This is a genomic window from Clostridioides sp. ZZV14-6009 (assembly GCF_020658095.1).
Lineage (GTDB): Bacteria > Bacillota > Clostridia > Peptostreptococcales > Peptostreptococcaceae > Clostridioides.
On record NZ_JAGWDG010000003.1, the window covers coordinates 1 to 25,805 of the forward strand.

22 protein-coding genes and 1 rRNA gene are annotated in these 25,805 nt (G+C 29.0%); 7 read left to right on the forward strand and 16 right to left on the reverse strand.

Annotated features, from left to right (window positions below):
- Positions 1 to 469 (reverse strand): 16S ribosomal RNA (locus KGF36_RS06135); the annotation flags it as partial.
- 341 nt (positions 470 to 810) lie between these two features.
- Between KGF36_RS06135 and pdaA the strand changes: the two genes are divergently transcribed.
- On the forward strand, positions 811 to 1,752 hold the full coding sequence (gene pdaA, locus KGF36_RS06140) for a delta-lactam-biosynthetic de-N-acetylase (protein WP_227854607.1): 942 nt from the start codon (positions 811 to 813) through the stop codon (positions 1,750 to 1,752).
- A 235-nt stretch (positions 1,753 to 1,987) separates the two neighbouring features.
- Here the strand turns inward: pdaA and KGF36_RS06145 are convergent, their stop codons facing one another.
- The 7 genes from KGF36_RS06145 to glyA form a co-directional block, all read right to left on the reverse strand.
- Positions 1,988 to 3,361: a hypothetical protein gene (locus KGF36_RS06145; RefSeq protein WP_227827489.1), complete on the reverse strand. Its 1,374-nt coding sequence runs from the start codon at positions 3,359 to 3,361 to the stop codon at positions 1,988 to 1,990.
- Positions 3,362 to 3,483: 122 nt separating this feature from the next.
- Positions 3,484 to 4,806 carry a sensor histidine kinase gene (locus KGF36_RS06150; RefSeq protein ID WP_227854608.1) on the reverse strand — a complete coding sequence of 441 codons (1,323 nt, stop codon included), beginning with the start codon at positions 4,804 to 4,806 and terminating at the stop codon, positions 3,484 to 3,486.
- On the reverse strand, positions 4,799 to 5,503 hold the full coding sequence (locus KGF36_RS06155) for a response regulator transcription factor (protein WP_227854609.1): 705 nt from the start codon (positions 5,501 to 5,503) through the stop codon (positions 4,799 to 4,801). Before KGF36_RS06155 ends, KGF36_RS06150 begins: the two co-directional genes overlap by 8 nt.
- 178 nt (positions 5,504 to 5,681) lie before the next feature.
- Positions 5,682 to 6,746, reverse strand: coding sequence for a lysylphosphatidylglycerol synthase transmembrane domain-containing protein (locus KGF36_RS06160; RefSeq protein ID WP_227842606.1), 1,065 nt, complete (start codon positions 6,744 to 6,746; stop codon positions 5,682 to 5,684).
- Positions 6,747 to 6,748: 2 nt separating this feature from the next.
- On the reverse strand, positions 6,749 to 7,447 hold the full coding sequence (locus tag KGF36_RS06165; protein WP_227840502.1) for a polysaccharide deacetylase family protein: 699 nt from the start codon (positions 7,445 to 7,447) through the stop codon (positions 6,749 to 6,751).
- Positions 7,438 to 8,535, reverse strand: coding sequence for an MGDG synthase family glycosyltransferase (locus KGF36_RS06170; RefSeq protein WP_227827494.1), 1,098 nt, complete (start codon positions 8,533 to 8,535; stop codon positions 7,438 to 7,440). Before KGF36_RS06170 ends, KGF36_RS06165 begins: the two co-directional genes overlap by 10 nt.
- Before the next feature lie 247 nt (positions 8,536 to 8,782).
- Positions 8,783 to 10,027 (reverse strand): serine hydroxymethyltransferase, encoded by a 1,245-nt coding sequence (glyA, locus tag KGF36_RS06175; RefSeq protein ID WP_227827495.1) that lies wholly within the window; start codon positions 10,025 to 10,027, stop codon positions 8,783 to 8,785.
- A gap of 317 nt (positions 10,028 to 10,344) precedes the next feature.
- Here glyA and KGF36_RS06180 point away from each other — a divergent pair, with 317 nt between their 5' ends.
- Together KGF36_RS06180 and KGF36_RS06185 are read left to right on the forward strand one after the other, a co-directional pair.
- Positions 10,345 to 11,133, forward strand: coding sequence for a threonine/serine exporter family protein (locus tag KGF36_RS06180; RefSeq protein ID WP_227827496.1), 789 nt, complete (start codon positions 10,345 to 10,347; stop codon positions 11,131 to 11,133).
- Positions 11,133 to 11,606 carry a threonine/serine exporter family protein gene (locus KGF36_RS06185; RefSeq protein WP_227434511.1) on the forward strand — a complete coding sequence of 158 codons (474 nt, stop codon included), beginning with the start codon at positions 11,133 to 11,135 and terminating at the stop codon, positions 11,604 to 11,606. Before KGF36_RS06180 ends, KGF36_RS06185 begins: the two co-directional genes overlap by 1 nt.
- An 88-nt stretch (positions 11,607 to 11,694) precedes the next feature.
- Here the strand turns inward: KGF36_RS06185 and KGF36_RS06190 are convergent, their stop codons facing one another.
- Genes KGF36_RS06190 through KGF36_RS06200 form a run of 3 tightly spaced genes read right to left on the reverse strand, consistent with a single transcriptional unit; the run spans position 11,695 to position 12,887 of the window.
- On the reverse strand, positions 11,695 to 12,135 hold the full coding sequence (locus KGF36_RS06190; RefSeq protein ID WP_227827497.1) for a SoxR reducing system RseC family protein: 441 nt from the start codon (positions 12,133 to 12,135) through the stop codon (positions 11,695 to 11,697).
- 14 nt (positions 12,136 to 12,149) lie between these two features.
- Positions 12,150 to 12,443, reverse strand: coding sequence for a metal-sensitive transcriptional regulator (locus tag KGF36_RS06195; RefSeq protein ID WP_227434509.1), 294 nt, complete (start codon positions 12,441 to 12,443; stop codon positions 12,150 to 12,152).
- 42 nt (positions 12,444 to 12,485) lie between these two features.
- The gene (locus KGF36_RS06200) at positions 12,486 to 12,887 is read right to left on the reverse strand and encodes a hypothetical protein (protein ID WP_227827499.1); all 402 of its coding nucleotides are present in this window, start codon (positions 12,885 to 12,887) and stop codon (positions 12,486 to 12,488) included.
- A gap of 224 nt (positions 12,888 to 13,111) precedes the next feature.
- Between KGF36_RS06200 and KGF36_RS06205 the strand changes: the two genes are divergently transcribed.
- The 3 genes from KGF36_RS06205 (at position 13,112) to nhaC (ending at position 18,089) form a co-directional block, all read left to right on the forward strand.
- A complete protein-coding gene (locus KGF36_RS06205; protein ID WP_227827500.1) occupies positions 13,112 to 15,223 on the forward strand; it encodes a sigma 54-interacting transcriptional regulator in 2,112 nt (703 codons plus the stop codon).
- Between the two features lie 232 nt (positions 15,224 to 15,455).
- Positions 15,456 to 16,622 (forward strand): MalY/PatB family protein, encoded by a 1,167-nt coding sequence (locus KGF36_RS06210; protein WP_227850193.1) that lies wholly within the window; start codon positions 15,456 to 15,458, stop codon positions 16,620 to 16,622.
- A 24-nt stretch (positions 16,623 to 16,646) separates the two neighbouring features.
- Positions 16,647 to 18,089 (forward strand): Na+/H+ antiporter NhaC, encoded by a 1,443-nt coding sequence (gene nhaC, locus KGF36_RS06215; RefSeq protein ID WP_227827502.1) that lies wholly within the window; start codon positions 16,647 to 16,649, stop codon positions 18,087 to 18,089.
- 361 nt (positions 18,090 to 18,450) lie between these two features.
- Here the strand turns inward: nhaC and KGF36_RS06220 are convergent, their stop codons facing one another.
- The 3 genes from KGF36_RS06220 to KGF36_RS06230 form a co-directional block, all read right to left on the reverse strand.
- Positions 18,451 to 19,878, reverse strand: coding sequence for a cell wall-binding repeat-containing protein (locus tag KGF36_RS06220; RefSeq protein ID WP_227850194.1), 1,428 nt, complete (start codon positions 19,876 to 19,878; stop codon positions 18,451 to 18,453).
- A gap of 109 nt (positions 19,879 to 19,987) precedes the next feature.
- Positions 19,988 to 20,923 carry a DUF1177 domain-containing protein gene (locus KGF36_RS06225; protein WP_227854610.1) on the reverse strand — a complete coding sequence of 312 codons (936 nt, stop codon included), beginning with the start codon at positions 20,921 to 20,923 and terminating at the stop codon, positions 19,988 to 19,990.
- A gap of 299 nt (positions 20,924 to 21,222) precedes the next feature.
- Entirely contained in the window at positions 21,223 to 22,284 is a 1,062-nt protein-coding gene (locus tag KGF36_RS06230; protein ID WP_227850196.1) for a DUF917 domain-containing protein, read from the reverse strand.
- Between the two features lie 171 nt (positions 22,285 to 22,455).
- On the opposite strand from KGF36_RS06230, the gene KGF36_RS06235 reads away from it, so the two are divergent.
- Positions 22,456 to 23,325, forward strand: coding sequence for a LysR family transcriptional regulator (locus KGF36_RS06235; protein WP_227827506.1), 870 nt, complete (start codon positions 22,456 to 22,458; stop codon positions 23,323 to 23,325).
- 122 nt (positions 23,326 to 23,447) lie between these two features.
- On the opposite strand, the gene KGF36_RS06240 is transcribed toward KGF36_RS06235, so the two are convergent.
- Positions 23,448 to 24,254, reverse strand: a complete 807-nt coding sequence (locus KGF36_RS06240) for a nitrilase-related carbon-nitrogen hydrolase (protein ID WP_227840493.1) — start codon at positions 24,252 to 24,254, stop codon at positions 23,448 to 23,450.
- A gap of 13 nt (positions 24,255 to 24,267) precedes the next feature.
- Positions 24,268 to 25,500, reverse strand: a complete 1,233-nt coding sequence (locus KGF36_RS06245) for a cytosine permease (RefSeq protein ID WP_227434502.1) — start codon at positions 25,498 to 25,500, stop codon at positions 24,268 to 24,270.
- Positions 25,501 to 25,805 lie beyond the last annotated feature (305 nt).

Genomic DNA, 25,805 nt, shown 5'->3' on the forward strand with positions numbered 1-25,805 from the left:
GCCGGGGCTTCCTCCTCAAGTACCGTCATTATCTTCCTTGAGGACAGAGTTTTACGACCCGAAAGCCTTCATCACTCACGCGGCGTTGCTGCATCAGGCTTTCGCCCATTGTGCAATATTCCCCACTGCTGCCTCCCGTAGGAGTTTGGACCGTGTCTCAGTTCCAATGTGGCCGATCACCCTCTCAGGTCGGCTACTGATCGTCGCCTTGGTAAGCCGTTACCTTACCAACTAGCTAATCAGACGCGGGTCCATCCTGTACTGGCTCACCTTTGATATTCAAGAGATGCCTCTCAAATATGTTATCCCGTATTAGCATACCTTTCGGTATGTTATCCGTGTGTACAGGGTAGGTTACCCACGCGTTACTCACCCGTCCGCCGCTCTTTACCGAAGTAAATCGCTCAACTTGCATGTGTTAGGCACGCCGCCAGCGTTCATCCTGAGCCAGGATCAAACTCTCAAATAAAAGTTTATCAGGCTCAGATACTATTGTTATCAAAATATCTGGCTTTATGGTTTGTTTCTTGTTTTATAAATTAACCTACTGTTTAATTTTCAAAGTTCATTTTATTAAATCAATCATTTTGTACTCATTATTTTCTTGTTCCTTGTTGAGCACATTTATTATAATAACACCTTATCATAATATGGTCAACTACTTTTTTACATTTTTTTTTAAATTTATTAATTATTCATATTTTATAATACTATTGCGACTTTATTTTCAAATATGTAACTATTATTAATAACAATTTCCAACTATAATAATACTATATAATTACTATTAATTTAGAAGGGAGCTATAAAATGCTTAGAAAGATACTCTACTTTTTGACAATACTTTCTATATCTATTTTTTTCATTGTTGGATGTTCAAACTCACAAAAAAAACAAAACACAGACCAGAATAGGGAAATATCAACGCAAGAAGATTCTCAAAATGTTGATGATAATAAATATACTTCCAATATAACTGTTTCAGATGGAACAGACAGTCTATCAAATAAAGATACTGTGAACAATGATAATGAAAAATTAGACGTGTCATCTTTGGACAATACCGCTCTTGATTGGTTTTATATACCAAATACTAAACATCAAACTCCAGAAGTAAATACTGATATCAAATTTAATTTTTCTGACTATAGTGCTATATATAATGGTCCCATCAAAGATGGTCAAAAAACATTATATCTTACATTTGATGAAGGTTATGAAAATGGATATACATCAAAGATACTAGATGTTTTAAAAAAAAATAAAGTAAAGGCTGTTTTTTTCGTTACATCTCCATACATAAAAGAAAATAAAGATTTGATAAAAAGAATGGTTGCAGAAGGTCACATAGTTGGAAGCCACAGTAAAACGCATCCTTCTATGCCAACAAAAACAAGCAATCTAAAAAGCTTTAATAATGAATTTGAAGATGTTGAAAAACTTTATAAAGATTTAACTGGAAAAAATATAGTTAAGTTTTTCAGACCTCCTATGGGTAAGTATTCAGAAAAAAGCTTAGCAATGACTAAAAATCTAGGCTATAAAACTATATTTTGGAGTTTCGCATATAGGGACTGGGACACTGAAAAACAACCATCACATGAGGAAGCCAAGAAAAAAATAATGGATAATTTACACGATGGTTCTATCTTATTACTACATGCTGTTTCTAAAACTAGTACAGAAATTCTAAGTGATTTTATATCAGATGCTAGAAAGCTAGGATACAATTTTGAACTTCTAAATTATTAACATTTAGAAGTATATTTAAAAGCTATACTTTAAGTATAATATTTATATATTAATTTACATAAACGATTTCAAATTAAATACTTCCAATAAAAAATAGATGTATAGTTTTTACATAAACAAAAGTCTTTTGATAGGTAATAACTGTGCATCTATTTTTAATTTATATAATCTTTTATTTTTAATTTATATATAAGTTTTGTTAATCTACAAGTAAAATAATATTAGTTTTTATTTGCTAAATAATGAATACTGCTACTATAGTTGTTACAATGAGTCCTGTTATAACAGGAATAAAATTCCTTTTTGCCAACTCAATAGGACTAACTCCACAAATTGCGGCTGCTGAAATAAGCCCCCAAGGAACTAGACATCCTCCACCAACCCAAATACCACTAATTTGACCTAATGCTGCTAATGCACCAACACTTGCATTAATAGCAGTTCCAAATACAGATGCAAGTGAACCAACTAATGAAATTCCAGAGAACCCAGAACCATCAAGCCCAGTTATTGCACCTACTACAGTTTCTATACCTGATACTGCAAATTTATTAAGTGGTATCGTTTGAGAAAGAGCTATCCCTATATCTGATAATAATCCTTGAGAACCAGGGGTTAATACCTTTCCAAATACACCAGTTAAAGGTGCAACTTCTCCCATGTAGAAAAACGCTGCTATTGGTATAATCGCACCAAATATCTTTATACCAAACACAAAACCATCTATTATATTTTCACACACATTTTCAAGACTATCTTTGCCGAAATTTATAGTATTTATAATAATTATTAGAAACACTGCTGTTCCTCCTAAAAGAGCTGATGCATCTCCTCCTTTTAGGTCAAACATATACATAGCAATTATATCAGCAAGAAATCCTAAAGCTACTAAAATAGTTGCTATCTTAGATTTTCCATTAAATTCTTTTACTTCTTCACTTTCAAAATCTTTAAGCTCTTCTCTAAACATTCCTTTATTGATATCCCTTTTTAATGTATAAAATGCCATCGATATCGTTACAATTCCCATTACCCAAAATAAAATCATACCATCATTTATGACATATGATACTGCTACTCCTGCTGCACCAGCTGTTATACTTGGAGCTCCCTGAATAACAAAGTCTGTAGATAAGGCAAGACCATGACCAAATAAGTTTAATGCTACTGCAACACCAATCGCTGGTAATCCAGCTCTAATAGCAACAGGTAAAAATACAGCCCCAACTAAGGCAACAGCTGGAGTTGGCCAGAAAAACCAAGAAAGAATCAACATTACAAATCCAGTTACAAAAAATGCTGTGTTAGAATTTCTTATAACTTTGGAAAATGGTCTTACCATATACTGTATGGCATTATTCGCTTCTAGAGCTTTAGATAAAGCTACCATAATCGCTATAATTAAAATAATCGGTCCCAACTCATTTAAAGATATAATAAACGAGTTAAACACTGCTGTTATAGCTCCAAAGATATTTTTTTCAAAGAATAACCCCATGAAGAAAACACCTAATATACATGGTACTATAGTATCTTTTTTCATAAGCATAGTAATTAAGATAATTACCATAAATACAATGTAAATATAATGCGCTCCTGTTAAAACCATATTATTATGTCCCCTTTTTTTAAGATAATAATATTATATGGTCTTACAAGTAAACTTGTTACTTGGTCATAGGTACATAACAATTAACATATGCAGTACTTAGCAGTACTTAATTGAGACATTTATGATTCATTTACTGGAATAGATATTTCAATAGAAAACTCTTTGTCACCTGAGTTTACATTTATACTTCCATTGTGATATGCAATTATCTTTTCACAGTTTTTTAAGCCAATTCCAAAACTTTCTACATTTTTATGAATGTTACTAACTTTGTTTTTTTGTATAATTAGCAACTTACCATCTTCAACTTTAATTAAAAATACTATTGGTCTATCCCTTCTTGCATACTTTATTATGTTAGAACATAAATTATCAAATATTCTTCTAAATTGTGTTACATCTACATAAATATGATATTGGTTATAAAGTTCATTCTCTATTTTTATATGAAACCCCTTTTCTTCCAATGTATATGAACTATCTAAAAGCAGTTGAAATATAAATTCATTTGCATTAATCTTTTCATACTTTTTAGACACTTCTTCTTCCGAATTAACAAAATGTGTAAAAAGGTCATCTGTCAAATCTTTTATCTGATATGCCTTTAATCTTACATTTTTTATATATTGCTCCAATTGCTCAGGGCTATTATACTTATGATCTTTAATTAAATCCAAATAGCAAATTACTGATGTCAATGGAGTTCTGACATCATGTGATATAGAAGTTACTATATCTTTATTTTTATTCTTCATTTCTCTTTCTTTTATAAGCTGATTATCAAGTGCTTGACTCATCTCATTAATACTAGATGCAAGTGATGATAATTCATCGTTCCCCTTAACAGGAATTCTATACTTTAAACTACCACTTTCTACTATCTTTATACCCATCTCTATTTTTCTTAGATATTTAATCTTTCTACTCAACAACAATAAAAATGTTACAATAAATGTAATTGCCATAAATGTGATAGAAACAGCATCTATAAAGTTTTGAAATCGAAATCTAAACAGTGCTACTATAACTACACTAGCTTTAATATCAGAAAATTGTATCTCATAATGTCTAGCCATAGAGCTACTATAAAATTCATTTTCTTCACTCTTATCAGGTAACTCATTTGGGTAGTACAATGTATCATAAAAAATCTTATCTCCTTCATATACTTTCATAGATACAAACCAATTGTCATTATTCCAATTTGATATATCTTCTACATCATTTGAACTTATATTTTTATCATTCACATAGATTTGAAAATCGTCCATTAACTGGTCTGCTTCTCTTTTAAAATATGTTTTACCTTCTGATACATCCTTTACTATTGACTCAACAGCAGAATAAAATGGTATATTTAAAATAAAAGCCACCCCAGCTGAGATTACTACATATACCAATAGTATGACACCCAACTTTGATGGCTTAATTTTGCTAATCAATATAGTACCCCTTTCCCCATGCAGTTTTTACATATTGTGGATTTTTCTGATCTTTCTCTAGTTTTTTTCTTAAATTTCTAATATGTACCATTATAGTATTATTTGCTGTATAAAAATATTGCTCATTCCAAATACTTTCATATATATTTTCAGACGAGAAAACTTTTTTTCTATTTTTTAGCATAAGAACTAATATGCTATATTCTATAGTTGTCAAAAATATAGTTTCTCCATCCAATATGACATCTTGAGTATCCAAATTTACACATAAACCTTTTGTTTGCAATATATTTGGCTCCTTATTCTTTTCCTTCCCCTGATATATATAATAACGTCTAAGTAGTGACTTAACTCTTGAAATTAACTCAGAATATGAAAAAGGCTTTGATAAATAGTCATCTCCTCCTGCTGAAAACCCAATAACCTTGTCGGAATCTTGAGTTTTCGCAGTTAGAAATAATATTGGAGCTGTTGTTTTTTCTCTAATCTCATTACATGCAACAAACCCTGTCTTTACTGGCATAACAACATCCAAAATAATCAAATCAATTGTACTGTCTACTAAATTTACGGCCTCTTCTCCGTTCGTCGCCATAACAACTTCATAACCTTCGCCAGTCAAAAGTATTTCTACAATTTCCCTAATTTCTGGATTATCATCAGCTACTAAAATTTTTTTTGGAATCTCTTTTATCATCGCTAAGCTCCTTTTTACTATATTTCTTAAATATTTAAAACTATATAAAATATTATACTTTATTAGTAAAAGCTTAGCAATGTCATACGTTTTAATACTTTCTACTATTGTAAGCGCTCTTAAAGTTTAATCAAAACGTATACACATATCACTTATATAAAAAATAAACTATACAATACTATCTTACATAAATAACTTCTTTTACTGACTTAACTTTTTCAGAAGACTTAACATGTGCTACAATACATACTAAACCACTTATAGCAACGAATGCATAAAAACTTATTCCTCTGCTAAGTAACATCGCTGGCACTAGTAAATGACCTGGGAAAAATATCTTAAATAATATCATAAAACTATTTTCAGATGCTCCAACAGCTCCTGGTAATGGTAAAGATGAAACAGCAATATTAAGTAATGATTGTATTGCTAATATTTCAAACACAGTATATGTTGATAGATGGAAAGCTTTGTATACAAAGAATGGTACTAAAAACATAGCTGTTATTTGCACAATAGTTATAAGTAAAATCTTAATTACTAACTTTGGATTTTGTTTTATATATTGAGCACCTTTAATATATTCTTCAATTTGAGAAGTTATCACTTTTCGTGAACCTTCAACATCTTTTATTATTCTTAGTTTTCCTAATAAATTTGTTATGGATATTATGAAGTTATTTACTAATTTTTTTGAAAATATAACTGCAATTACTCCAACAACAAGAGCAACATTCGTTATTACACCATATATCAATAAAATATTCATCCCTCTTACATTGTTTAGTATAAATTCACGTTCCATAATGAACATTATTCCGCTATATGCCAATACAACAACTTGGTGAATGACAACAATAACTAATAATATAAGTGAAGAGTAAGATATGTTTATATCATCCTTCTTCATGTAATAAACTTGTGCTGGTTGACCTCCAGATGCTGAAGGTGTAATTGAGCTAAAATAAAATCCAACAAACGCATATCCCATACATTTTAAAAAAGTAGTTTTTTGATTTAAAGCCTTCATACCTAAATATATATTTATACCTTCGCAAGCAACATATATAAACATCATTGCAAATCCAATTAATATAAACACAGGACTTGCACCTTTTAATGATTTTATTAACGATTCAATTGATTGACCTCTAAAAACAAAGTATCCAGTTATGCCCATTAGTAAAACTAAGAAGGCTACACTACCTAGGGATTTATTTCTCTTTTCAGTTTTACTTATCATAACTACATCCTTTCTGGTGTTACAAATTTGAAACCACTGGCTTTAAGTTTTGGAATAGCTATCTTTAATGCTTCAATAGTACGTTCAGGTGCTCCAACTGCCCCTCCTGAGTTTTCTCCTGCATCATGCAAACAAATTATAGAATTTTCTTTTGTTCTATCTATTAATTTATTTACTATAATCTCTACTGTGCTATCTTTACTCCAATCTTCTGCCATTACATCCCATAAGGTCATTTTTAAATTATATTTTTTAGCAAATTGATTTGAAAATATATTAGTATGCCCCCATGGTGGACGATAGTAGTTTACGTCTACACCTAAATTTTTCATTATATCTGTACTTTCAATAAAATCTTTTTTAACATAATTATAACTATAAAGCCATGCATTCTTATGTTCTAGTGAATGTAAGCCAACTATGTGATTTTCTCTTAACATTCTTTTTATAATTTCAGGCTCTTTTTCAGCATTCTTTGCCACTACGAAAAACATGGCCTTTATATCATTTTCTTTTAGTACATCCAACAATTTTTCTGTATACCTTTTGTCTGGTCCATCATCAAATGTAAGAGCAATTTCATTCTTCTCAGTCATATTTTTCAATACATCTTTATTTAATAATTTATTATAATATGTAGGTATAATTGAATGGATTAAAAAAATCAAAGCAATAACTATAATTAAACCTACTACATACATTCTCTACACACTCCTTGTCCATCAAATGAAAATAAAATATTTTCTAATGTATTATTATCAAATTGTTTTTTAAGTTTTTTCATATTCAAACTCATTTCTTTAAGTTTAACATCATCATAGATTAAGTCTTTTATCTCATCTACATAGTATTTTTTATTTTTATCAAGTATTTTTCCAATTCCATTATTTAATATAAAATCAGCATTATTTATCTCTTGTTGCAAAAATGGATTGAATGCTAATATTGGAAGCTCTGAATAAATTGTTTCAAATAATGTTATTCCACCTGGTTTAGAAATAATAAGGTCAGCATTTTCCATATATTTGTATACTTCGTTAGTATAGCCTACAACCTCAATATTTTCATATCTATTGTACAATTTATAGTACATTTTTTTATTATTGCCAGTTATTACAGTAGTTTTTACTCCTTCTAAACTATTTAGCTCTTTATAAAATTGTTCTGACTTAGGTAATAAACCTAATCCTCCACCCATTATAAGGATGTTTTTTTTATCTAAATGATTTATATGTTCTATTTTTTTAAATTCTTTTTTTACAGGTATTCCATTAACTTTTATTTTATCTTCATCTATTCCTTTTAAAATAAGTTCTTCTTTAGTAGATTCACTAGCTACTAAGTAACAATCTGTATTTTTACTAATCCATTCTGAATGGCTACTTATATCTGTTATACATGTTATCAAAGGAAGATTTGAGTTATACTTTTCTTTATATCTTGATACTACTTGAGAACAAAATGGAAAAGTTGAAATAACTACTGTTGGTTGTATTTCATTAAGTAACTTGTCTAATTTAGTTAAGAAATAATCTGAAAAGGTAAATTTTATATCCTTTTTTCCATTTTCAGTACACTTGTAAAATAAATTATAAAGACTGCTTCCCCGATTTACAAGAATAGAAAAAGTTTTATACATTTTATCTGAGTAGTTAGGCATAATATATTCAAATATATCTTTAATTATTATTTCAGAATTATTAAATTTTGTTTTTATATCTTCACTTAAAGAGTTTGATGCTGAGTAATGACCCATACCAAATTTTCCTGTAAGAATTAATACTTTCATAAGATTCCCTCCTCATTAGAGCCTTTAAATACCTTTAATTACTATATTTATAAGTATAAACTTTAAATCTTTAGAAAAACCTAGTATAATTCTTAAGAAATCTTAAAGTTTTAATTAAAAAATACAAAACCCAATTAATATTGGAAGCTATCTCCTAATTAATTGGGTTTTATCTTTATATATATATTTAAATATAAATACTATTATTGTAATTATTTAAATATCTCTTATTTAATTATACTTTTAATTAATCCATAATATTATATTCTTCATATAGAGGATAATTTTCAGTTAAACCAACAACCAGTGTTCTTGCTTTAGATTCTTCATCATAAGTTAAACATAGGTCTATAGCCTCGGCAATTATTGCCATATCTTCCTCTTTCATGCCTCTAGTAGTTACAGCTGGAGTACCAAGTCTTATTCCACTTGTAACAAGTGCTCCATTTGGATCAAATGGTATTGTGTTTTTATTAGCAGTTATATAAGCATCATCTAATCTTTTTTCTGCTGCTTTACCAGTTATATTTTTATTAGTTAAATCTAATAATATTAAGTGATTATCTGTTCCTCCAGAAATCAATTTAAAATCTCTCTTAATAAGTTCTTCAGCTAAAGCTTTTGCATTTTTAGCAACCTGTTGTTGGTATGTTTTAAATTCATCACTTAAAGCTTCTTTAAAACATACTGCTTTAGATGCAATTATATGCTCAAGAGGTCCCCCTTGAATTCCAGGGAATATTGCTTTGTCTATAGCTTTAGCATATTTTTCTTTACAAAGGATAACTCCTCCACGAGGCCCTCTTAAAGTTTTATGAGTTGTTGTTGTAACAAAATCAGCTACTTCACATGGATTTTGATGAAGACCAGCAGCTACAAGACCTGCTATATGAGCCATATCTACCATAAGTAATGCTCCAACCTCATCAGCTATTTCTCTAAATTTTTTAAAATCTATCTCTCTAGGATATGCACTTGCTCCCGCAACTATCATTTTAGGTTTTACTTCGTGTGCTATTTTTCTAACATCATCAAAATCTATAAGTCCACTATCTCTATTTATTCCATATTCATAAAATTTATAATATTGACCAGAAATATTAACTGGAGCACCATGAGTTAAATGCCCACCTTGAGATAAATTCATTCCCATAACAACATCACCTGGTTTTAGCATAGCAAAATATACACCAATATTTGCATTTGCTCCAGAATGAGGTTGAACATTAGCATGTTCTGCTCCAAATATCTTTTTAATTCTATCTATTGCAAGAGTTTCAACTTCATCTATGTACTCACATCCACCATAATATCTTTTGCCTGAGTAACCTTCTGCATACTTATTAGTAAGATGACTTCCCATAGTTTCCATTACTGGAACTGATACTATATTTTCAGATGCTATCAACTCAATATTCCTTTGTTGTCTTTTTAACTCTCTTTTCATACTTTCATAAATCTCAGGGTCCGCTTTTTTCAAGTTCTCAAACATATTACTCCTCCTAGTTATTATTTAAATTTTACTTTTACAGACATTTCATAATTTTCATTTTTATCAATATGATAATTTATTATTATAGTCTTTTATAAATTAATAGTCAAGTGTTTTACTACTTTTACATGTTTACTTTCTGTATTTTAAGTTAAAATATAATAAATAATATTGTCTAATTCTTTTAATTGGATATAATTTAAATGTGACTATTTTTAAATAAAAAAAAGATAATATAATTTATATATATATAAGGAATATTACTTAAAAATTTGATATAATTTCAATATTATGTTTTTTAATTTGGAGGTGTATTTATGAATCAAAATGAGGAACTTGAATATAAAAAAAATATTCTAAAATTAGCTCTATTTGTAGGGGAACTTATGATAAAAAATGGAGCTGAAACATCTAGGGTTGAAGACAGTGTCCTTAGAATCTGCAGGTCAAGAGGATTTTATCATGTAAATATTTTTACAACTCCTACAGTAATAATTATTTCAGATGAAAAATTTGACGGTTTTTCGTTTATGAAAACGATTCAATCAAGGGGTATAAACTTAAATAAGATTTCCTTATTAAACAGTTTTTCTCGAGAATTTGTAAATGATAAAGAGTATGATATTGATACTGCTATTGCACGTCTTTATGAAATACAAGAGGTAAAACCTTATCCTTTATGGTTGTTTTACTCTTGTACAGGAATTGCATCTGCTTGCTTTGCTTGCTTGCTTGGAGGGAATTATATATTAAATTTTATTCTTACATTTATAATAGCAATATTTGCTGCAATTACTTATGATAAAACCATGAAGATAAGTGCAATATCTGCATTTTCATGTTTAGTATCTTCTTTTTTAATAGCACTTTCAGGAGTTTTACTAGTTGAAATAGGTATTTTGAGTGACCCTAAAATGCTCATAGTTGGAGCAATAATGCCACTACTCCCAGGAGTTGCTTTTATAAAAGCCATCAGAGATTTAATATCAGGTAATTTAATATCAGGAATTTCTCGTGCTTTCGATGCTGCTATGATTATTATTGCAATTGCTTCTGGAGTCGGTTTTGTCCTTGATACATGGTATAGAATTGGAGGTTCTTTCTAATGACTGATATGTCGATGATTTTACATTTTTTATTTTCAGGCATTGCAACTGCTGGATTTGCTGTCTTTTTTAATGCACCACTTTATCTACTTCTTCCAGCTGGAATAACTGGTGGAGTTGGTTGGATTGTGTATGTATATTTATTTAATTTCACTACGAACTCAATTTTTGCGGGTTTTATAGCTGCTGCTTTGGTTTCAGCGTGTAGTGAGATATTGGCTAGAAAACTAAAGCAACCAGCTATTGTATTTGTAATTCCAGGGATTCTTCCTCTGATACCAGGAATTGGATTATACAATACAATGTTATCTTTAATTCAAAAAAATTATGATTTAGCGATGTCAAAAGGTACTGATGCACTATTTTTAAGCGCTGCAATATCGCTTGGTGTATTGGTTGTAACTTCTTTTGTAAGAACATTAAACCTTTTGAAAATACGAAAGAATTTTATTCCTCAAAGAAAATCAAAATAAAAATATAAAAATAGCAATGTACCTAAATCCTATAAATATACATTAAGCATTTATAAGAGTACATTGCTATTTTTAAATTGTAATCATTTTAAAGGTCAATTAATATTCTTGTGATTACTGGTATAAATTCTCTACTATCTCTAAATTTTTTATCATTTTTCTTTAGATACAAATAACAAATTACTGTAAGACAAATCCCAACTAATCCACTTATAGCTTCAACCCCAGAGGTCATGCCAATTGCTTCCAATATATAGTATGTTCCTATTGTTCCAACAAGAAGCGCTACAAGAGGTATTATATAAGCCATCGCAGCTGCTTTTAATACATTCATGTTATCCATACTCACTTCTACATGGTCACCAACCTTCGCACCAATTGTATTGTCTACCTCTACTAATATCTCTTTTGACTCTGATGAGTCAGCAGTAGCACATTTTCCACAAGCAGCACAAGCTGAGTGTCTTTGCATTTTTAATTTTGCAGTTCTATCATCAACAATCTCCATAATAAATCCTTGTTGATTCATACCTAACCGCCCCCTTATTTTGTAAATTTATTTATGGTATCCATAAGTTCTTTTATCATCTCTTCAGTTTTTTCACTATCATCATGTTTGATACTTTCTGCTACACATCCTTTTATATGATTTTCCAAAATAATTGTGCCTACTCTATTTATAGCAGACCTTATAGCGGATATTTGAACTAATATATCAACACAATAACGCTCCTCTTCTACCATCTTTTGTATTCCTTTAACTTGACCTTCTATTCTTTTTAATCTTTTTATAAGAGCTTCTCGCTCATTGTTTGGTGCTAATTTTCTTTCTTCCATAAATTCACCTCATACTCTTATGATGTTCTATACAATTATGATTTACTTACCAATTTGCTTAAAATATAATACAGTTATTACTATTATAAATGCTAAAATTGATATTGCTATAGACCTGCTCTGATGCTTAGTTTGCTCCATACTTAATTTACCATTCATTTTAAACCCTGCTAATGGAAATAAAAATATAACTAATGCGTCAATTCCAAGTACAATTTGGGCTGCAATAGTCCATTTGCTCAAAAAGCAAAATATTCCACCTACACCTAAAAGAACCTCTAATATATTTATAAACTTATACGTAGGTTTTTTTATTATATATTCTTCAATTTTTTCCTTACATTCTGTACGACATGGATATATATCGGTATTGTCATCGTATTTTATAGCCAATTTATTATTTGGTGACTTTATATCCCTGTTACAGTAAAGACATTTTTTCATCTTATGTTCTCCTCATAGTATTCCTCTTAAGAAATTTTATCTAAATTATTATCGTTTCAATACTATTATACCAAATAGATACAAAAAACAAAAATAAAAGGACTCATTTTAGCTATTTCTTTTATATTACTACTTAATTTATAATAATAGTTAGACAAAATTATTTATATTTAGTTTAATTGTTATATAATCTAAAATAAGTCAAATTTGTATGAGAGGTTAAAATGAAACAAATAGAATTAGCTATTGTAAGCTTAAAAAAAGATGCTGGAAAAATTTACGAAGACCAAATAAGACAATTTCTAGGTAACAATATAAAAATAAACTTATACTCATTTGAAGAGGGAAATCTAAAATTTTTTAAAGAAAAACTAATCCTTTTATCTGCTTATTTAAAATATGATGAAATAGCAAAATTATCTCATCATGATGCTCAAATTATCGTTCCTAAGTTGACATTTGAAAAGAATAGTATAGATATGATATCTAAATTAGAAAAAAATAAAACTATTTATGTATATAATCTAAGCAAGGATATGTCTATAGAGACAATCTCTTTAATACATAGACTAGGAATAGATAATATCAATATCTTACCCTGTTATCCAGAAATAGAATTTACTCCTACAGATGCCATAATTCTAACTCCTGGAGAAAAAATCTTGCCTAATTTTAAAAATTGTGAAGTTATAGACTTAAAATATAGAATAATAGATTTAAGTTGTATTGTTGAAATTGCCACAAAAACTAAGTTAAAACATCTAATAAAAGATGACTTAATAAAAAAATATGTAGAAAAAATAATTCCTACAAGCTATAGTACAGGCGAATTATTGTTAGATGCAAATAAATTTGAAAGGCAATTTGATTTGTTGTTATCTATAATTGATGATGGAATTATATGCACAAATAATGATGGAATTATACAATTTTACAATCATATCGCTAGAAAAATTTTATCTATAAATGCAAATGAAATGATTGATGTATTTATTGGTGAATGTATAAAAGATATCAACTTTCAAAACATATTAAATAATAAAACTCTATTTTATGAGAAATTAATTAAGATAAATCATATTGACATAAATTTAGAGATTAAACATATACAATTGAATGTATTTGATGGTTTTATATTAAAGATGACGAAGTTTTCTCAATTAGAAAAAAAACAAGCTAAGTTAAGAGCACAACTAGTAAACTCTGGTAATATCAGTAAGTATACTTTTGATGACATATTAGGTTCTAGTATACAAACTATTAATACTAAAAAAATTGCCAATAAAATGGCTCAATCAAACTCATCAATCTTAATAATTGGTGAAAGTGGTACTGGTAAAGAATTATTTGCACAATCTATTCACAGTGCTTCTAAAAGAAATTGTGGACCTTTTGTAGCAGTAAATTGCAGCACTTTTCAAGAAAGTTTATTGCAAAGTGAATTATTTGGTTATGATGAAGGTGCCTTTACTGGAGCTAAAAAGGGCGGAAAAATGGGTTTATTTGAATTAGCAAACAATGGAACTATATTCTTAGATGAAATTGGTGAGATGGATTTAAATTCTCAATCTAAATTGCTCAGAGTTATACAGGAAAAACAAGTAAGGCGTATTAGTTCAAATAATGTTATTGACATTGATGTAAGAATAATTGCTGCTACTAATAGAAATTTAAAAGAACTTGTATCTAAAGGTAAATTTAGAAGAGATTTGTATTTTAGGTTAAATGTTCTTCCTCTTAAAATACATCCTCTTAGAGAAAGACCTGCTGATATATTTGAAATCTTCGAATCACTAACGTATGATATACCATGCAATTTTAATCTAAGTGACGAAGTTAAGGAAATTTTCAAAATATATAAATGGGAAGGAAATGTAAGAGAATTAAGAAACTTAGGAGAATATTTCTGTTATCTAGGAAAAGATGTTATAGAAATATGTGACTTACCTGAATATATATTAGATACTATAGATGAAAATTATAGCAAAACTGTTTGTAATAAAGTAACAGAAAAAATATCTAAATACCAATTTAATATTAATAAAGACAAAAACTTCATCAAACATGACTATAATTTTAAAAGACCATTAGATGAATATATCTTTATATTGGATAATTTAAATAAAGCTTACGATTTAAAAGAACGAATTGGTAGAAAAAGCTTATACAAAATAGCTTTAAACGAAAATAGATTTTTGACAGAACAACAAATTAGAAATATACTTTTGGAATTACAAGAATTTGGATTTGTAAATATACTTGTTGGTCGTGGTGGTTCAGTTATAACCCTTAAAGGAATCGAGTTTCTAAAAAAAATAAATGGGTTTAATAATTAAAACAGTTCAACCATTTAAACCTATTTAATTGTATTTTAATAAATTTAACAATTTTTTAAAATAACCTTTTCCAAATAAAATTAAATAAATTTAATAATTTCATATCTTCCAACCTCTGGTATTACTTAATATCACGAATTAATTTTTAATTAAATATTTTTAATATCTATTTTGGCATATTGCTTGCTAAATACTATAAGTATAAATTTAAAAATTACTGGAGGTATTTATAATGAATTACAATTTTAATGAAATTATTGATAGAGGTAATAATTTTTCAGCTAAATGGTCAGAGATGGATAAAAAATATGGTACTAATGATTTACTTCCTATGTGGGTAGCTGATATGGATTTTAAAGCTGCTCCGTGTATAATTGATGCCTTAAGACATAGGCTAGAACAAGATATTTACGGTTATACAACAAGACCAGATTCTTACAATGAATCTATAGTGAATTGGTTGGATAAAAGACATAATTGGAAGATAAAAAGTGAATGGTTAGTTTATAGCCCAGGTGTTATCCCAGCAATAAGCCTTTTAATAAATGAGCTTACAAAAGAAAACGATAAAATAATGATACAGGAACCAGTTTACAGCCCTTTTAATAGTGTTGTAAAAAATAATAATAGAGAACTAGTTATAAGCCCACTACAAAAATTAGAAAATGGAAACTATATAATGGACTATGAAGACATTGAAAGTAAAATCAAAGATGTAAAATTGTTTATACTTTGCAATCCTCACAATCCAGTTGGAAGAGTATGGACAAAGGATGAACTAAAGAAACTAGGAGATATTTGCCTTAAATACGGTGTAAAGGTTATATCAGATGAAATACACAGTGATATTATATTTAAAAATCATAAACATATACCTATGGCATCTATATCTAAAGATTTTGAAAAAAATACAATTACTTGTATGGCACCAACTAAAACTTTTAATATAGCAGGTCTTCAATCTTCATATGTTGTACTACCTGATGAAAAAGATTATAAATTGTTAGATAATGCATTTACTAGAATTGATATAAAGAGAAATAACTGTTTTAGTTTAGTTGCAACAGAAGCTTCATATAACAATGGTGAGCCTTGGCTAGAGTCATTCTTAGAGTACTTAGAATCTAATATAGATTTTGCTATAAAATATATAAATGAAAATATGCCAAAACTTAAAGTCAGAAAACCAGAAGGTACTTATTTATTATGGGTAGATTTTAGCCAACTTGGATTAAGTGATGAAGAATTAGAAAATCTATTAGTAAAAAAAGGTAAAGTTGCCTTAAATCAAGGAAGTAGTTTTGGTATTGGAGGAAGCGGATATCAAAGAATAAACTTAGCTTGTCCAAGAAGCATGGTTGAAGAAGCTCTTATAAGAATAAAAAATGCAATTAACTAAAAACATTTAAGGAGAATTTGCGCTATGAAAATAGGTACAGAAAGAAAAAGACCTTCATTTAGATATTCGTTATTAGTAATGCTTGCGATAATAGCTTTAACATCGGTTGGTATAGTTCTATTTAAAGCTTCTATAACTACAATGTTTTTACTTTCATGGCTTATAGTAGTTCCAGCAGCTATGAGACTTGGTTATACTAATGAAGAAATAGAAGCTTTTGGATTTGAAGTTGGTAAAGATGCCTTTCAATCAAATTTAATTATACTTTCTGTTGGGGTACTAATAGCTGCTTGGATAGCTGCTGGTACAATCCCAACAGTAGTATATAGTGGTCTGACAATAATAACACCTAAGTATTTTTTACTTACAACATTAATAGTCTGTTCACTTACTTCTGTTGCTACTGGTACATCTTGGGGAACACTTGGAACGTCTGGTATAGCAATGATGAGTATTGGTACTAGTATGGGTATTCCCCTTGGCTTAACAGCTGGTGCAGTCATATCCGGTGCTTTTTTTGGAGATAAAATGTCTCCTCTATCCGACTCTACAAATCTAGCTGCTGCGGTTTGTAAAACAGATGTAATTACTCATATGAAACACATGGTTTACACAACAGGACCTGCATATATAATATGTATCGTTTTGTACACTGTAATTGGGCTTAAGTATTCAAATAATACTATTGACTATGTTCAAATAAATCAAATCAAAGATGTATTAAATTCAAACTTTCATATTGGTTTAGTAGCAATGATTCCAATACTATTCTTATTATTACTTTTATTGTTACAAAAGCCTCCTATTATATCTATATTAAGTTCAGCTATTATGGGGCTTATTATAGCTGTAATTCAAGAAGGAGAAAAAATAGGTGATGTCTTAAATTATATGTTATCAGGATTTACTATAGACACAGGATTTGTTTATGCTGATAAATTATTAAATCGTGGTGGAATAATGAGTATGGCTGAAACCGTTTTACTAGTCTTTGTAGTTTTCGTTATTGCTGGAATTCTCCAAAAAACTGGATTCTTAGAAGTATTACTTCAACCAATGATAAATAAAATAGGAAAATCAAGAACTAAGTTAGTTGGCTCTACTTTCATAGTAAGCTACTTTGCAAATGCATTTAGTTCATCCATGATGTTCACATCGGTATTTGTTGGAACTTTAATGTCCCCAATATATAAGGAATTTAGGCTAAAACCACAAAATTTATCTAGAATTATAGAAGATACAGCAACCCTTGGCGGTCCATTAATACCATGGAATTCAAATGCTGTTTTCTGTGCCCAAACTCTTGGTGTAAGTCCACTTGAATTTATTCCATATTGTTTTCTAAGTTGGATTACGCCTATAATTTCATTTATTTATGGTGTCACAGGTTTTACCATGCTTACATATACAGATGATGAAATAGAAGATTTAGAAATATCTACTACTATGCAGAGAAGAGTTGATTAAAATATGCATTTTAAATACTATTACTTAATCCAAGATATTATAGGTGTATTATTGGCATTTATAGGGCTTCGAATGACCATTCTCAGTTTTAAAATAATATCGATAAAGGGTATTTCAATAAATACAATTTTAATCCTAATTAAATACTGTTTATTTACAATTGCAGGGATAAATCTATTGATATTCAATTTTGGCATTAAACATTGGATTTTAAGTATTTGTATGTTAATAATATCTACAATAATAACTCCTAGAATTAAGTTATCAAAATAGAAATCATTATTAAAATCAACATTTCATAATAATAAAGAGACTGCCATTAATATTAAGACAGTCTCTTTATTATTTATTATCTATAAGTTTAGATAACTGGTGTATCAGATAGGTAATCATTACTTACATAACCATATCCACCATTATATTTTATTTTTACCCATCCAGTAGCAAACATTTCTACAGTTTCTACCTTACTTCCATATGGAAGTTGTCCTATTTTTTCATCTTCCGTACTTGGTCCTTTTCTAACATTTAGACCATCTTTTTCTTTTACATATTTTATCTTAACATTTTCACTATTATTATTAGGTTTATTATTTGTTAGATAAGACCCACTGACATATCCAATATCGTCATTGTATTTTATCTTAACCCATCCCGTTTTTAGTACTTCTAAAACTTCTACTTCATCACCATTATTTAGATAACCTACTACAGAAGCTTCTATTGTAGCATCACTTCTTACATTTACTTTATCTGTATTAGCTACATACATTACTGTCTTACCAGTACTACTCTCTTGTAAATCTTTTAGCTCTGCAAATGCATTTTCATTTCCACCACTACCAACTTGAGTTATAACAGCCGCCTTTTTATTTGTAAATATACTCTTTTGAGTTGCACTCAATTTATCTCCTACTATAAGTACTGGAGAATTTTCTTTTGATGCTAATACACCTACTGCTAGAGCATCTATAAGTTGATTTTGTTTTTTCATTCCATCTTTAGCTACAAATACATTATCTAAATTATTTGATGTATAAAATTTTTCTATTACTTTTCCATTTGTTTCATTTCTATCTGCTCCACCTATTCTTTCTGAATTTGGCAGACTTTGTTTTATTTTATCTGATACAGCATTAGTAGAGCCTATTATGTATGACTTACTTATATTTTTAGAGGCTATAAAATCCTTAAAACTAGACACTCCAGATGCATCAGAAACTGGAAGTATAACCATACCATTAGTAGCAGCTACAGAAGCTATACTAACTGCATCTGCAAGACCTGTATATCCATTTATCACAGCTATTTCTGATATGTCTTTTAAACCTTCTATCTTTTTAGCTATGTTCAAAGCTGTCTGATGTCTGTCACTACCACCAATTCTATCAACTGTTAGGTTATTAGATTCTAGTTGTTTTTGTACATTGTCTGATACAGAACCAGATAGTCCAATTATATAAACTTTTTTAACACCTAATCTTTCTAATTCTTTCTTAGTTTGCAAATTTAAATTATTTTTTTCTGTAAGTAGTATTGGAGCGTTCTTTAATTTAGCAAATGGTGTAACAGATAATGCATCTACAATAGATTCACTATTAACTATTATAGCTTCATTTGCACTACTCCAACCTTCTTTACTTACTTCAATAGCTGTCTGATATCTATCCTTTCCTATTAAAGTATTTTCTGTTGCCGTTCTTCCCATTTCATTTGCATATGATATTGATGATAAACTTAAAACTAGAGATAAACACAATACTGATGATATTGATTTTGTTAATTTCATATTAACTCCCCCTAAAATTATTGTATCTACAATTTTTATTTACTCTAAATATTATATCACAATAATTTAACCTATATCATCTATTCTAAAGCATCAATAAAATACAACTTTATTCTTCTCCAAAAGTTTGAAACTTATCTAGGCTTCCATATCTATTCATTAGAATATCCCATTCATGCTCATCATAAAACTCACAATTTCCACTGCTATAGTATTTTGCTACTTCAACAACAAATCTTCCTGCACTTTCTAAATCAGAATAATTACTTGCTCCAGTTGCACATCCAGCAACTGTTGTCTCAGTTGTTATAGCAACTCCTACTACAGGTGCTCTTGTAGCTACAGCTGGCTGAAGAATACTATTTATATGATATAAACCATTTCCATATGGAGTTATATCTTGTATTGACACAGGAAATACATAAGGAAGTCTTCCTGTAGTAGTCTGCATTATATCTAATAAATCATTACTTGTTTTTAGAATATATCCTTCTTTTATTGTAGGAGATATAGCAAATCCTCTTGTATTTATAACTCTATTACCTTTAGTTGTATCTATTGATAATATAGCATCACAACTTAAATCAACTTCGTTTTCATTCATAGTTCTCATGTCAATTGGAGAATCCATAAATGGAACTGGTTTATGTTCTTTAGTAGGTGCATCTGGACATATGTGAGTTGAAACTATTACATCTCCATCAATAAAATCTCCCTTATTATGCATGTCCAATAATTTTGCTCCTACTGCTATTGCTACTAAAGCTCCATCAGCATCAGAAACCATACCTATCATTTCTGGTCTCGCTCCAATACCTCCTAGTCTTCCTAAGACACCTAATGTCTTAGCTGTTCCTCCTGATGATTTTCCATTTTTACCTTGTATTGTAAACTTTACTAAATCAGTAGACCCTTTTCCCGTACTTAAAGTTTTTACTAATATATTCTTCCCACCATAGCTTTCCAAATATTTTTTTACACATTCTCCATCTACTTCTGCGCTATCAATAATATCATAAACTTCCAAAATTTGTTTTAACATCATATTTGCTCACCATCCAATTTTATTTCTTTTATTTATAATTTTTGTGTAAATATTTTTCCTTTTATTTTTATAAATATTACAGCATTTTTTTCTTTTATTTATATCTTTATAAACTTTTTCCTATTGTTTCACTTATTTTATTTGAGCTCTTATAAACTTTTTCTTATAATCTTTCATATCTTATTTATTTTTATAAACTTCTTCCTAAGTATTTGTTTTATTTATAATTTTATAGGTATTGTATTGCTCTTTAAATTTAATTAATTTTAATTCTTCAATCAATTAAATTACTACACATCCTAATTAGCTCCAATTATTTTTTTATTTAATATATCTTCTATATCTTTTAATAATTCTTCTTGTGTCATTGTTATTGAAAGTTTTAAATTTTCTTTAGAAGTTTTTATTAAAACTATCTCTTGCCCTTCTCTGATTTCTGCTGATGTAACAGGCATACTTGTGTTTTTATCAAAAGTCATAATTAAATCTGGAAACGTTGCTATTCTATTATTATCTTTATCTATTGTCATATATTCATTCCAAAAAGTTACCTCATAACCATTTACAATCAATTTACCTACATCAAATCCACCTGTAGTTTCTAACTCTAAAGTTTCTATTGTTCCTTCTGAAACTACCTCTCCATTCAAAAATTCGACAACGTTGTTTATTGCTTTATCTTTTGATATTTCTAGACCTAAGTAGAACTCTTTACCCAAATCTATTGCATGACTTATGCCTCCTATAGCAGCATTTTCTTTTACAACAGAAGCTTTTACAGGATTTCTAGCTACAGCAACTAGTCCTTCTGCTGCTACAGCACACTGTCTAACAAGTCCTGCTGTCTTATTTAAAGAACCCTCTACAAATCCCTCTATATGATTATCAAGTTCTGGATTTCCACCAGACACAGCTTGATAAGACTTATATGTTTTATCTCTATGTAATCCAAGGCTTCCCATCAGGCCTGTTGGATGTGCTCTACCATTACAAGGTGCATCTATTAGTGGTATTTTAAGCACAGAAGACTGAAGCCATCCATTTATTGTTGCACACCCTCCATTTTCATTAGTAATAATACCTTGTATATCTAATCCTAGTTTATCAATAAATATTTTGACTGTGTTTATATAATCATCATTATCAGCATACTTAAGTGGTGCTGCTGGAGCTCCTACTGCAGATACATTTAAAACAATTGCGTCATCATGTAATTCATCTATACTTATTAGCTCTGGAAACCCATATTGTAAGGCATATTCCCCCATATCTCTTCCACTTTCCTTTGCACCGCCACCTCCTCCACCTAAAATTGTACCTCCTATTAAAGCATATTCTAATATTTCCTTAGTTAACTTCATATTAAATATCTCCTTTATTAGTTAGATTATGTAAATATATTAGTAACTATTTAAATAACTTTATGATATATTATAGTTTATTATACAAGCTTTGTATTATAATGTATAATATATAATTAATTATCAAATTTATATAATTCAAGTTATATTAAAAGAGGTGTATTTTATATTATGGATTTATTGCATCTTAAGTATTTTCAAACTGTCGCTAGAATGGAACACATAACAAAAGCATCACAAAAACTAAACATAGCACAACCAGCTTTAAGTAAAACCATATCTTCTTTAGAAAAAGAACTTGGAGTTCAGTTATTCGATAGAAAAGGAAGATATATTGTACTAAATGAGTACGGTAGATTATTTCTAAAAAGGGTGGATAGTATTTTAGATTTAGTAGAAATGTCAAAGAAAGAATTACAAGATATTTCCTTAGAAAACTCTGGTGAAGTAAAAATATTAGCTACAGCAGCTGCTAATGTATTACCACCACTTTTGAGTAACTTTAGAAAACTATATCCTAATATTACCTTTAATGTTTCACATACTCTACCATCTTCTTATAAGAAAAGTGATTTTGATTTGTATATATCTTCTTCATTTACAAAATTAAACTCAGAAAATAATATAACATTAACCTGTGAGGAAATATTATTAGGAGTTTCAATAAACCACTCTCTATCATTAAAGGATGGGGTTTATCTAAATGAAGTTTCAGACGAAAACTTTATCGTTATAACTAAAGGTGAAAATTATAGAGAAATAATAGATATATTATGTGAATCAGCTAATTTCAAGCCAAAAATAGCCTTTGAATCCGATTCTCCATATACAATCTATGCTCTTATAAAATCACTTCAAGGAGTTGGATTTATATGTGGAAAATCATGGGGCTTATCTCGAGACCCTGAAATTAAACTATTACATATAAAAGATATTGAATTTAAAAGATATTTAAATCTTTCATGGTTTAGTGAGAATTATGCATCTAAAGCAGTCTTATTATTTAAAGACTTTCTTATAAATTATTTCAAAAATCTTTAAAGCAAAGCTGGTATTATTAAAGAGGATATATCAAACAGAGTTAATAACTTTATCTTTAACGTTTGACATATCCTCCTATTTTTATTTTTTATCGAAATTGTACCTTAACATATAATGTAAAATTATATATTGTAACTATTTTTTCTGTCCTTTAAGTAGGGAATATCGTTCCTATATTTTTCTATTTCATCTAGGTCAATCTCTTCTAATATATATTTTTCTCTATATGTATCTAATTGACTTATTATAGTTCCTCTAGGATTACATATTTTACTCTTTCCAAACAGTATCAAATTAGGGTCATTACTTACTAAGTTCACTCCTACTGTATAGACAGTATTTTCTAAAGCTCTTTGAGATACGTTTAAATCCCACATATCTTCATCTTGTATTCTCCACGCAGAAGGTATAAATATTATTTCAGAGCCTTTTAATGTCAATTCTCTAGCAACTTCTGGGAATCCTGCATCATAGCATATCATCACACCAAATTTACCAAAGTCTGCATCATATACATTTACTTTTTCCCCTGCTTTAAAGTATACTGCTTCCAATGACCATAGGTGATTTTTACAGTATTCCCCCATCATATTACCCTGTCTATCGAATATAACAGCTGAGTTGAAAACATGTGTAGAGTCCTTTTCTAAAGTTCCATATGGAGATATTAGGTATACATTATTTCTTTTAGCTGCTTCTGACATTGATTCTTCTATGTATTTGTTATGTTCTCTTATTAGGTCTAATGTTTTAATTCCGCCTAAATATTCTAAGTTATATCCTGTAGCAAATAATTCTGGCAAACAAATAATATCTGCACCTTGATTTCCTAAATCATCTATCATATCTACTGCTTTTTCTATATTTTTTTTAACATCTCCAAGTACACTATGTTGTTGAATTATACCTATTTTCACTTTGCGACTCATACAAATTCCCCCTTTATTTATCTTTACTTCCAAAACATTTCATTAGTATATAATAAAGAATCATACTCACTACGATTCCATTTATTGGTGGTATTAAGAAACTTATTTTTGAAGTATAATATGATGCTGCAAAACCAATCAACCAACTTATTACTGCAATCCAATTTATTCCTTCTCTGTGTTTATAAGTTCTTCCTTGTATAAAATAATATTCGCACCACATAATTCCTGCTATAGCTGGAACTGCTATTCCTAAGAAAGATAAGAATGATTGGAATTTGAATATTATACCAGTAGCTGCTATTGTTGTACCTATTAGACCTGCAACCAAAGTTAATACATTTCTCTTTACATTTGGAAAAATAGTTTTTAGTGCCAATCCACCAGAATAGGCATTTGATACATTGGTTGACCAAGATGCAAGTATTAAAATAACAAATGCTATCCATCCAAACCCTAAATTAGCCAATACTTCTGTTATATCCCAAGTAGGAGCACCCATAGACATTACACCTGCTGCAACTTGTTGGAACAATGAAATAATACCTAATCCTAAAAAACCAATTATCCAAATATCTTTTACTCCTCTTGTATATCTTAATTGGTCAGGTGATATAATCGCACCGACTATGATAAGACCAACAACCATATTTAATCCTTCAACCATGCTCATTGTTGTCTGAGGAGTGTAATTGTAAATGGCTTCAACTCCATAAGTAGAAAAAGCTTTAAAAACTCCCCAAGCCATTAATATTATAAGTGGTGGTATAACTAAGTAATTAAACTTAGCCATTGCCTTAAAACCATACAAAGCAAAAACTACCATTAATAATCCAAGTATAACTGTGACTAGTGTTAAGTTTACACTTGGAAATATTTTTTGTACTGATAATCCAGCAACTCCTGCTTGTACACCAAACCAACCAAAGCTAGTTATTCCAAGTAATAGAGATATAAGATATTTTCCACCTATCTCTCCAAATGCCCCCTTAGCTAATACATATGTATTTAACCCTTCTTTGCAACCAATATAACCTTGTATCATAATAATTGCGACTAATATTAAGTTCCCTATAATTGATGTAATAATCATATTGGAAAGAGTCATTCCTAAAATTAAGGTTCCTCCAACCATTAATTCTGATATGGCTATATTAGAGCCAAGCATATTAAATAATGGAGCTAACCATCCAACTCTTTCCTCTTTTGGAACTGGATTTAAAACTAATTCTTCTCTCTCTTGCAAGATTATCCCTCCCTTTCTTTGTAAAAGAATCTTTTCTACTTTTTTCTACATTTTTTTCATGCTTGATAGTTTTTTTTCTTTCTATAATTATAATTCTACTCTACAAAAAAGTATAATATATAGTTTATTATCAATTTGATATAATTTAAGTTATAGATAGATAAATGGTCTAAAATTATTATTTAAATTTAGACTATTCACACATATTTTAAATTTATTTCAGTTTTATTAGAATTATACTTTTTTTATTAAAATTTTATAACATATAATTTATTCTCAAATATTTTTTATAAACGCTTATAAAT

Bases quoted from the DNA above. Each gene is read 5' to 3' on its own strand.
- KGF36_RS06240 (WP_227840493.1), bottom strand. From the start codon at position 24,254: ATGAGTCGCAAAGTGAAAATAGGTATAATTCAACAACATAGTGTACTT.
- KGF36_RS06230 (WP_227850196.1), bottom strand. From the start codon at position 22,284: ATGAAGTTAACTAAGGAAATATTAGAATATGCTTTAATAGGAGGTACA.
- KGF36_RS06155 (WP_227854609.1), bottom strand. From the start codon at position 5,503: ATGATAAAAGAGATTCCAAAAAAAATTTTAGTAGCTGATGATAATCCA.
- KGF36_RS06145 (WP_227827489.1), bottom strand. From the start codon at position 3,361: ATGGTTTTAACAGGAGCGCATTATATTTACATTGTATTTATGGTAATT.
- KGF36_RS06195 (WP_227434509.1), bottom strand. From the start codon at position 12,443: ATGGAAGAAAGAAAATTAGCACCAAACAATGAGCGAGAAGCTCTTATA.
- KGF36_RS06200 (WP_227827499.1), bottom strand. From the start codon at position 12,887: ATGAAAAAATGTCTTTACTGTAACAGGGATATAAAGTCACCAAATAAT.
- KGF36_RS06170 (WP_227827494.1), bottom strand. From the start codon at position 8,535: ATGAAAGTATTAATTCTTACAGGAAAATTTGGTATGGGTCATTACTCA.
- glyA (WP_227827495.1), bottom strand. From the start codon at position 10,027: ATGTTTGAGAACTTGAAAAAAGCGGACCCTGAGATTTATGAAAGTATG.
- KGF36_RS06235 (WP_227827506.1), top strand. From the start codon at position 22,456: ATGGATTTATTGCATCTTAAGTATTTTCAAACTGTCGCTAGAATGGAA.
- KGF36_RS06205 (WP_227827500.1), top strand. From the start codon at position 13,112: ATGAAACAAATAGAATTAGCTATTGTAAGCTTAAAAAAAGATGCTGGA.
- KGF36_RS06210 (WP_227850193.1), top strand. From the start codon at position 15,456: ATGAATTACAATTTTAATGAAATTATTGATAGAGGTAATAATTTTTCA.
- KGF36_RS06185 (WP_227434511.1), top strand. From the start codon at position 11,133: ATGACTGATATGTCGATGATTTTACATTTTTTATTTTCAGGCATTGCA.
- KGF36_RS06190 (WP_227827497.1), bottom strand. From the start codon at position 12,135: ATGAATCAACAAGGATTTATTATGGAGATTGTTGATGATAGAACTGCA.
- KGF36_RS06180 (WP_227827496.1), top strand. From the start codon at position 10,345: ATGAATCAAAATGAGGAACTTGAATATAAAAAAAATATTCTAAAATTA.
- KGF36_RS06160 (WP_227842606.1), bottom strand. From the start codon at position 6,746: ATGATAAGTAAAACTGAAAAGAGAAATAAATCCCTAGGTAGTGTAGCC.
- KGF36_RS06225 (WP_227854610.1), bottom strand. From the start codon at position 20,923: ATGATGTTAAAACAAATTTTGGAAGTTTATGATATTATTGATAGCGCA.
- pdaA (WP_227854607.1), top strand. From the start codon at position 811: ATGCTTAGAAAGATACTCTACTTTTTGACAATACTTTCTATATCTATT.
- KGF36_RS06165 (WP_227840502.1), bottom strand. From the start codon at position 7,447: ATGTATGTAGTAGGTTTAATTATAGTTATTGCTTTGATTTTTTTAATC.
- nhaC (WP_227827502.1), top strand. From the start codon at position 16,647: ATGAAAATAGGTACAGAAAGAAAAAGACCTTCATTTAGATATTCGTTA.
- KGF36_RS06220 (WP_227850194.1), bottom strand. From the start codon at position 19,878: ATGAAATTAACAAAATCAATATCATCAGTATTGTGTTTATCTCTAGTT.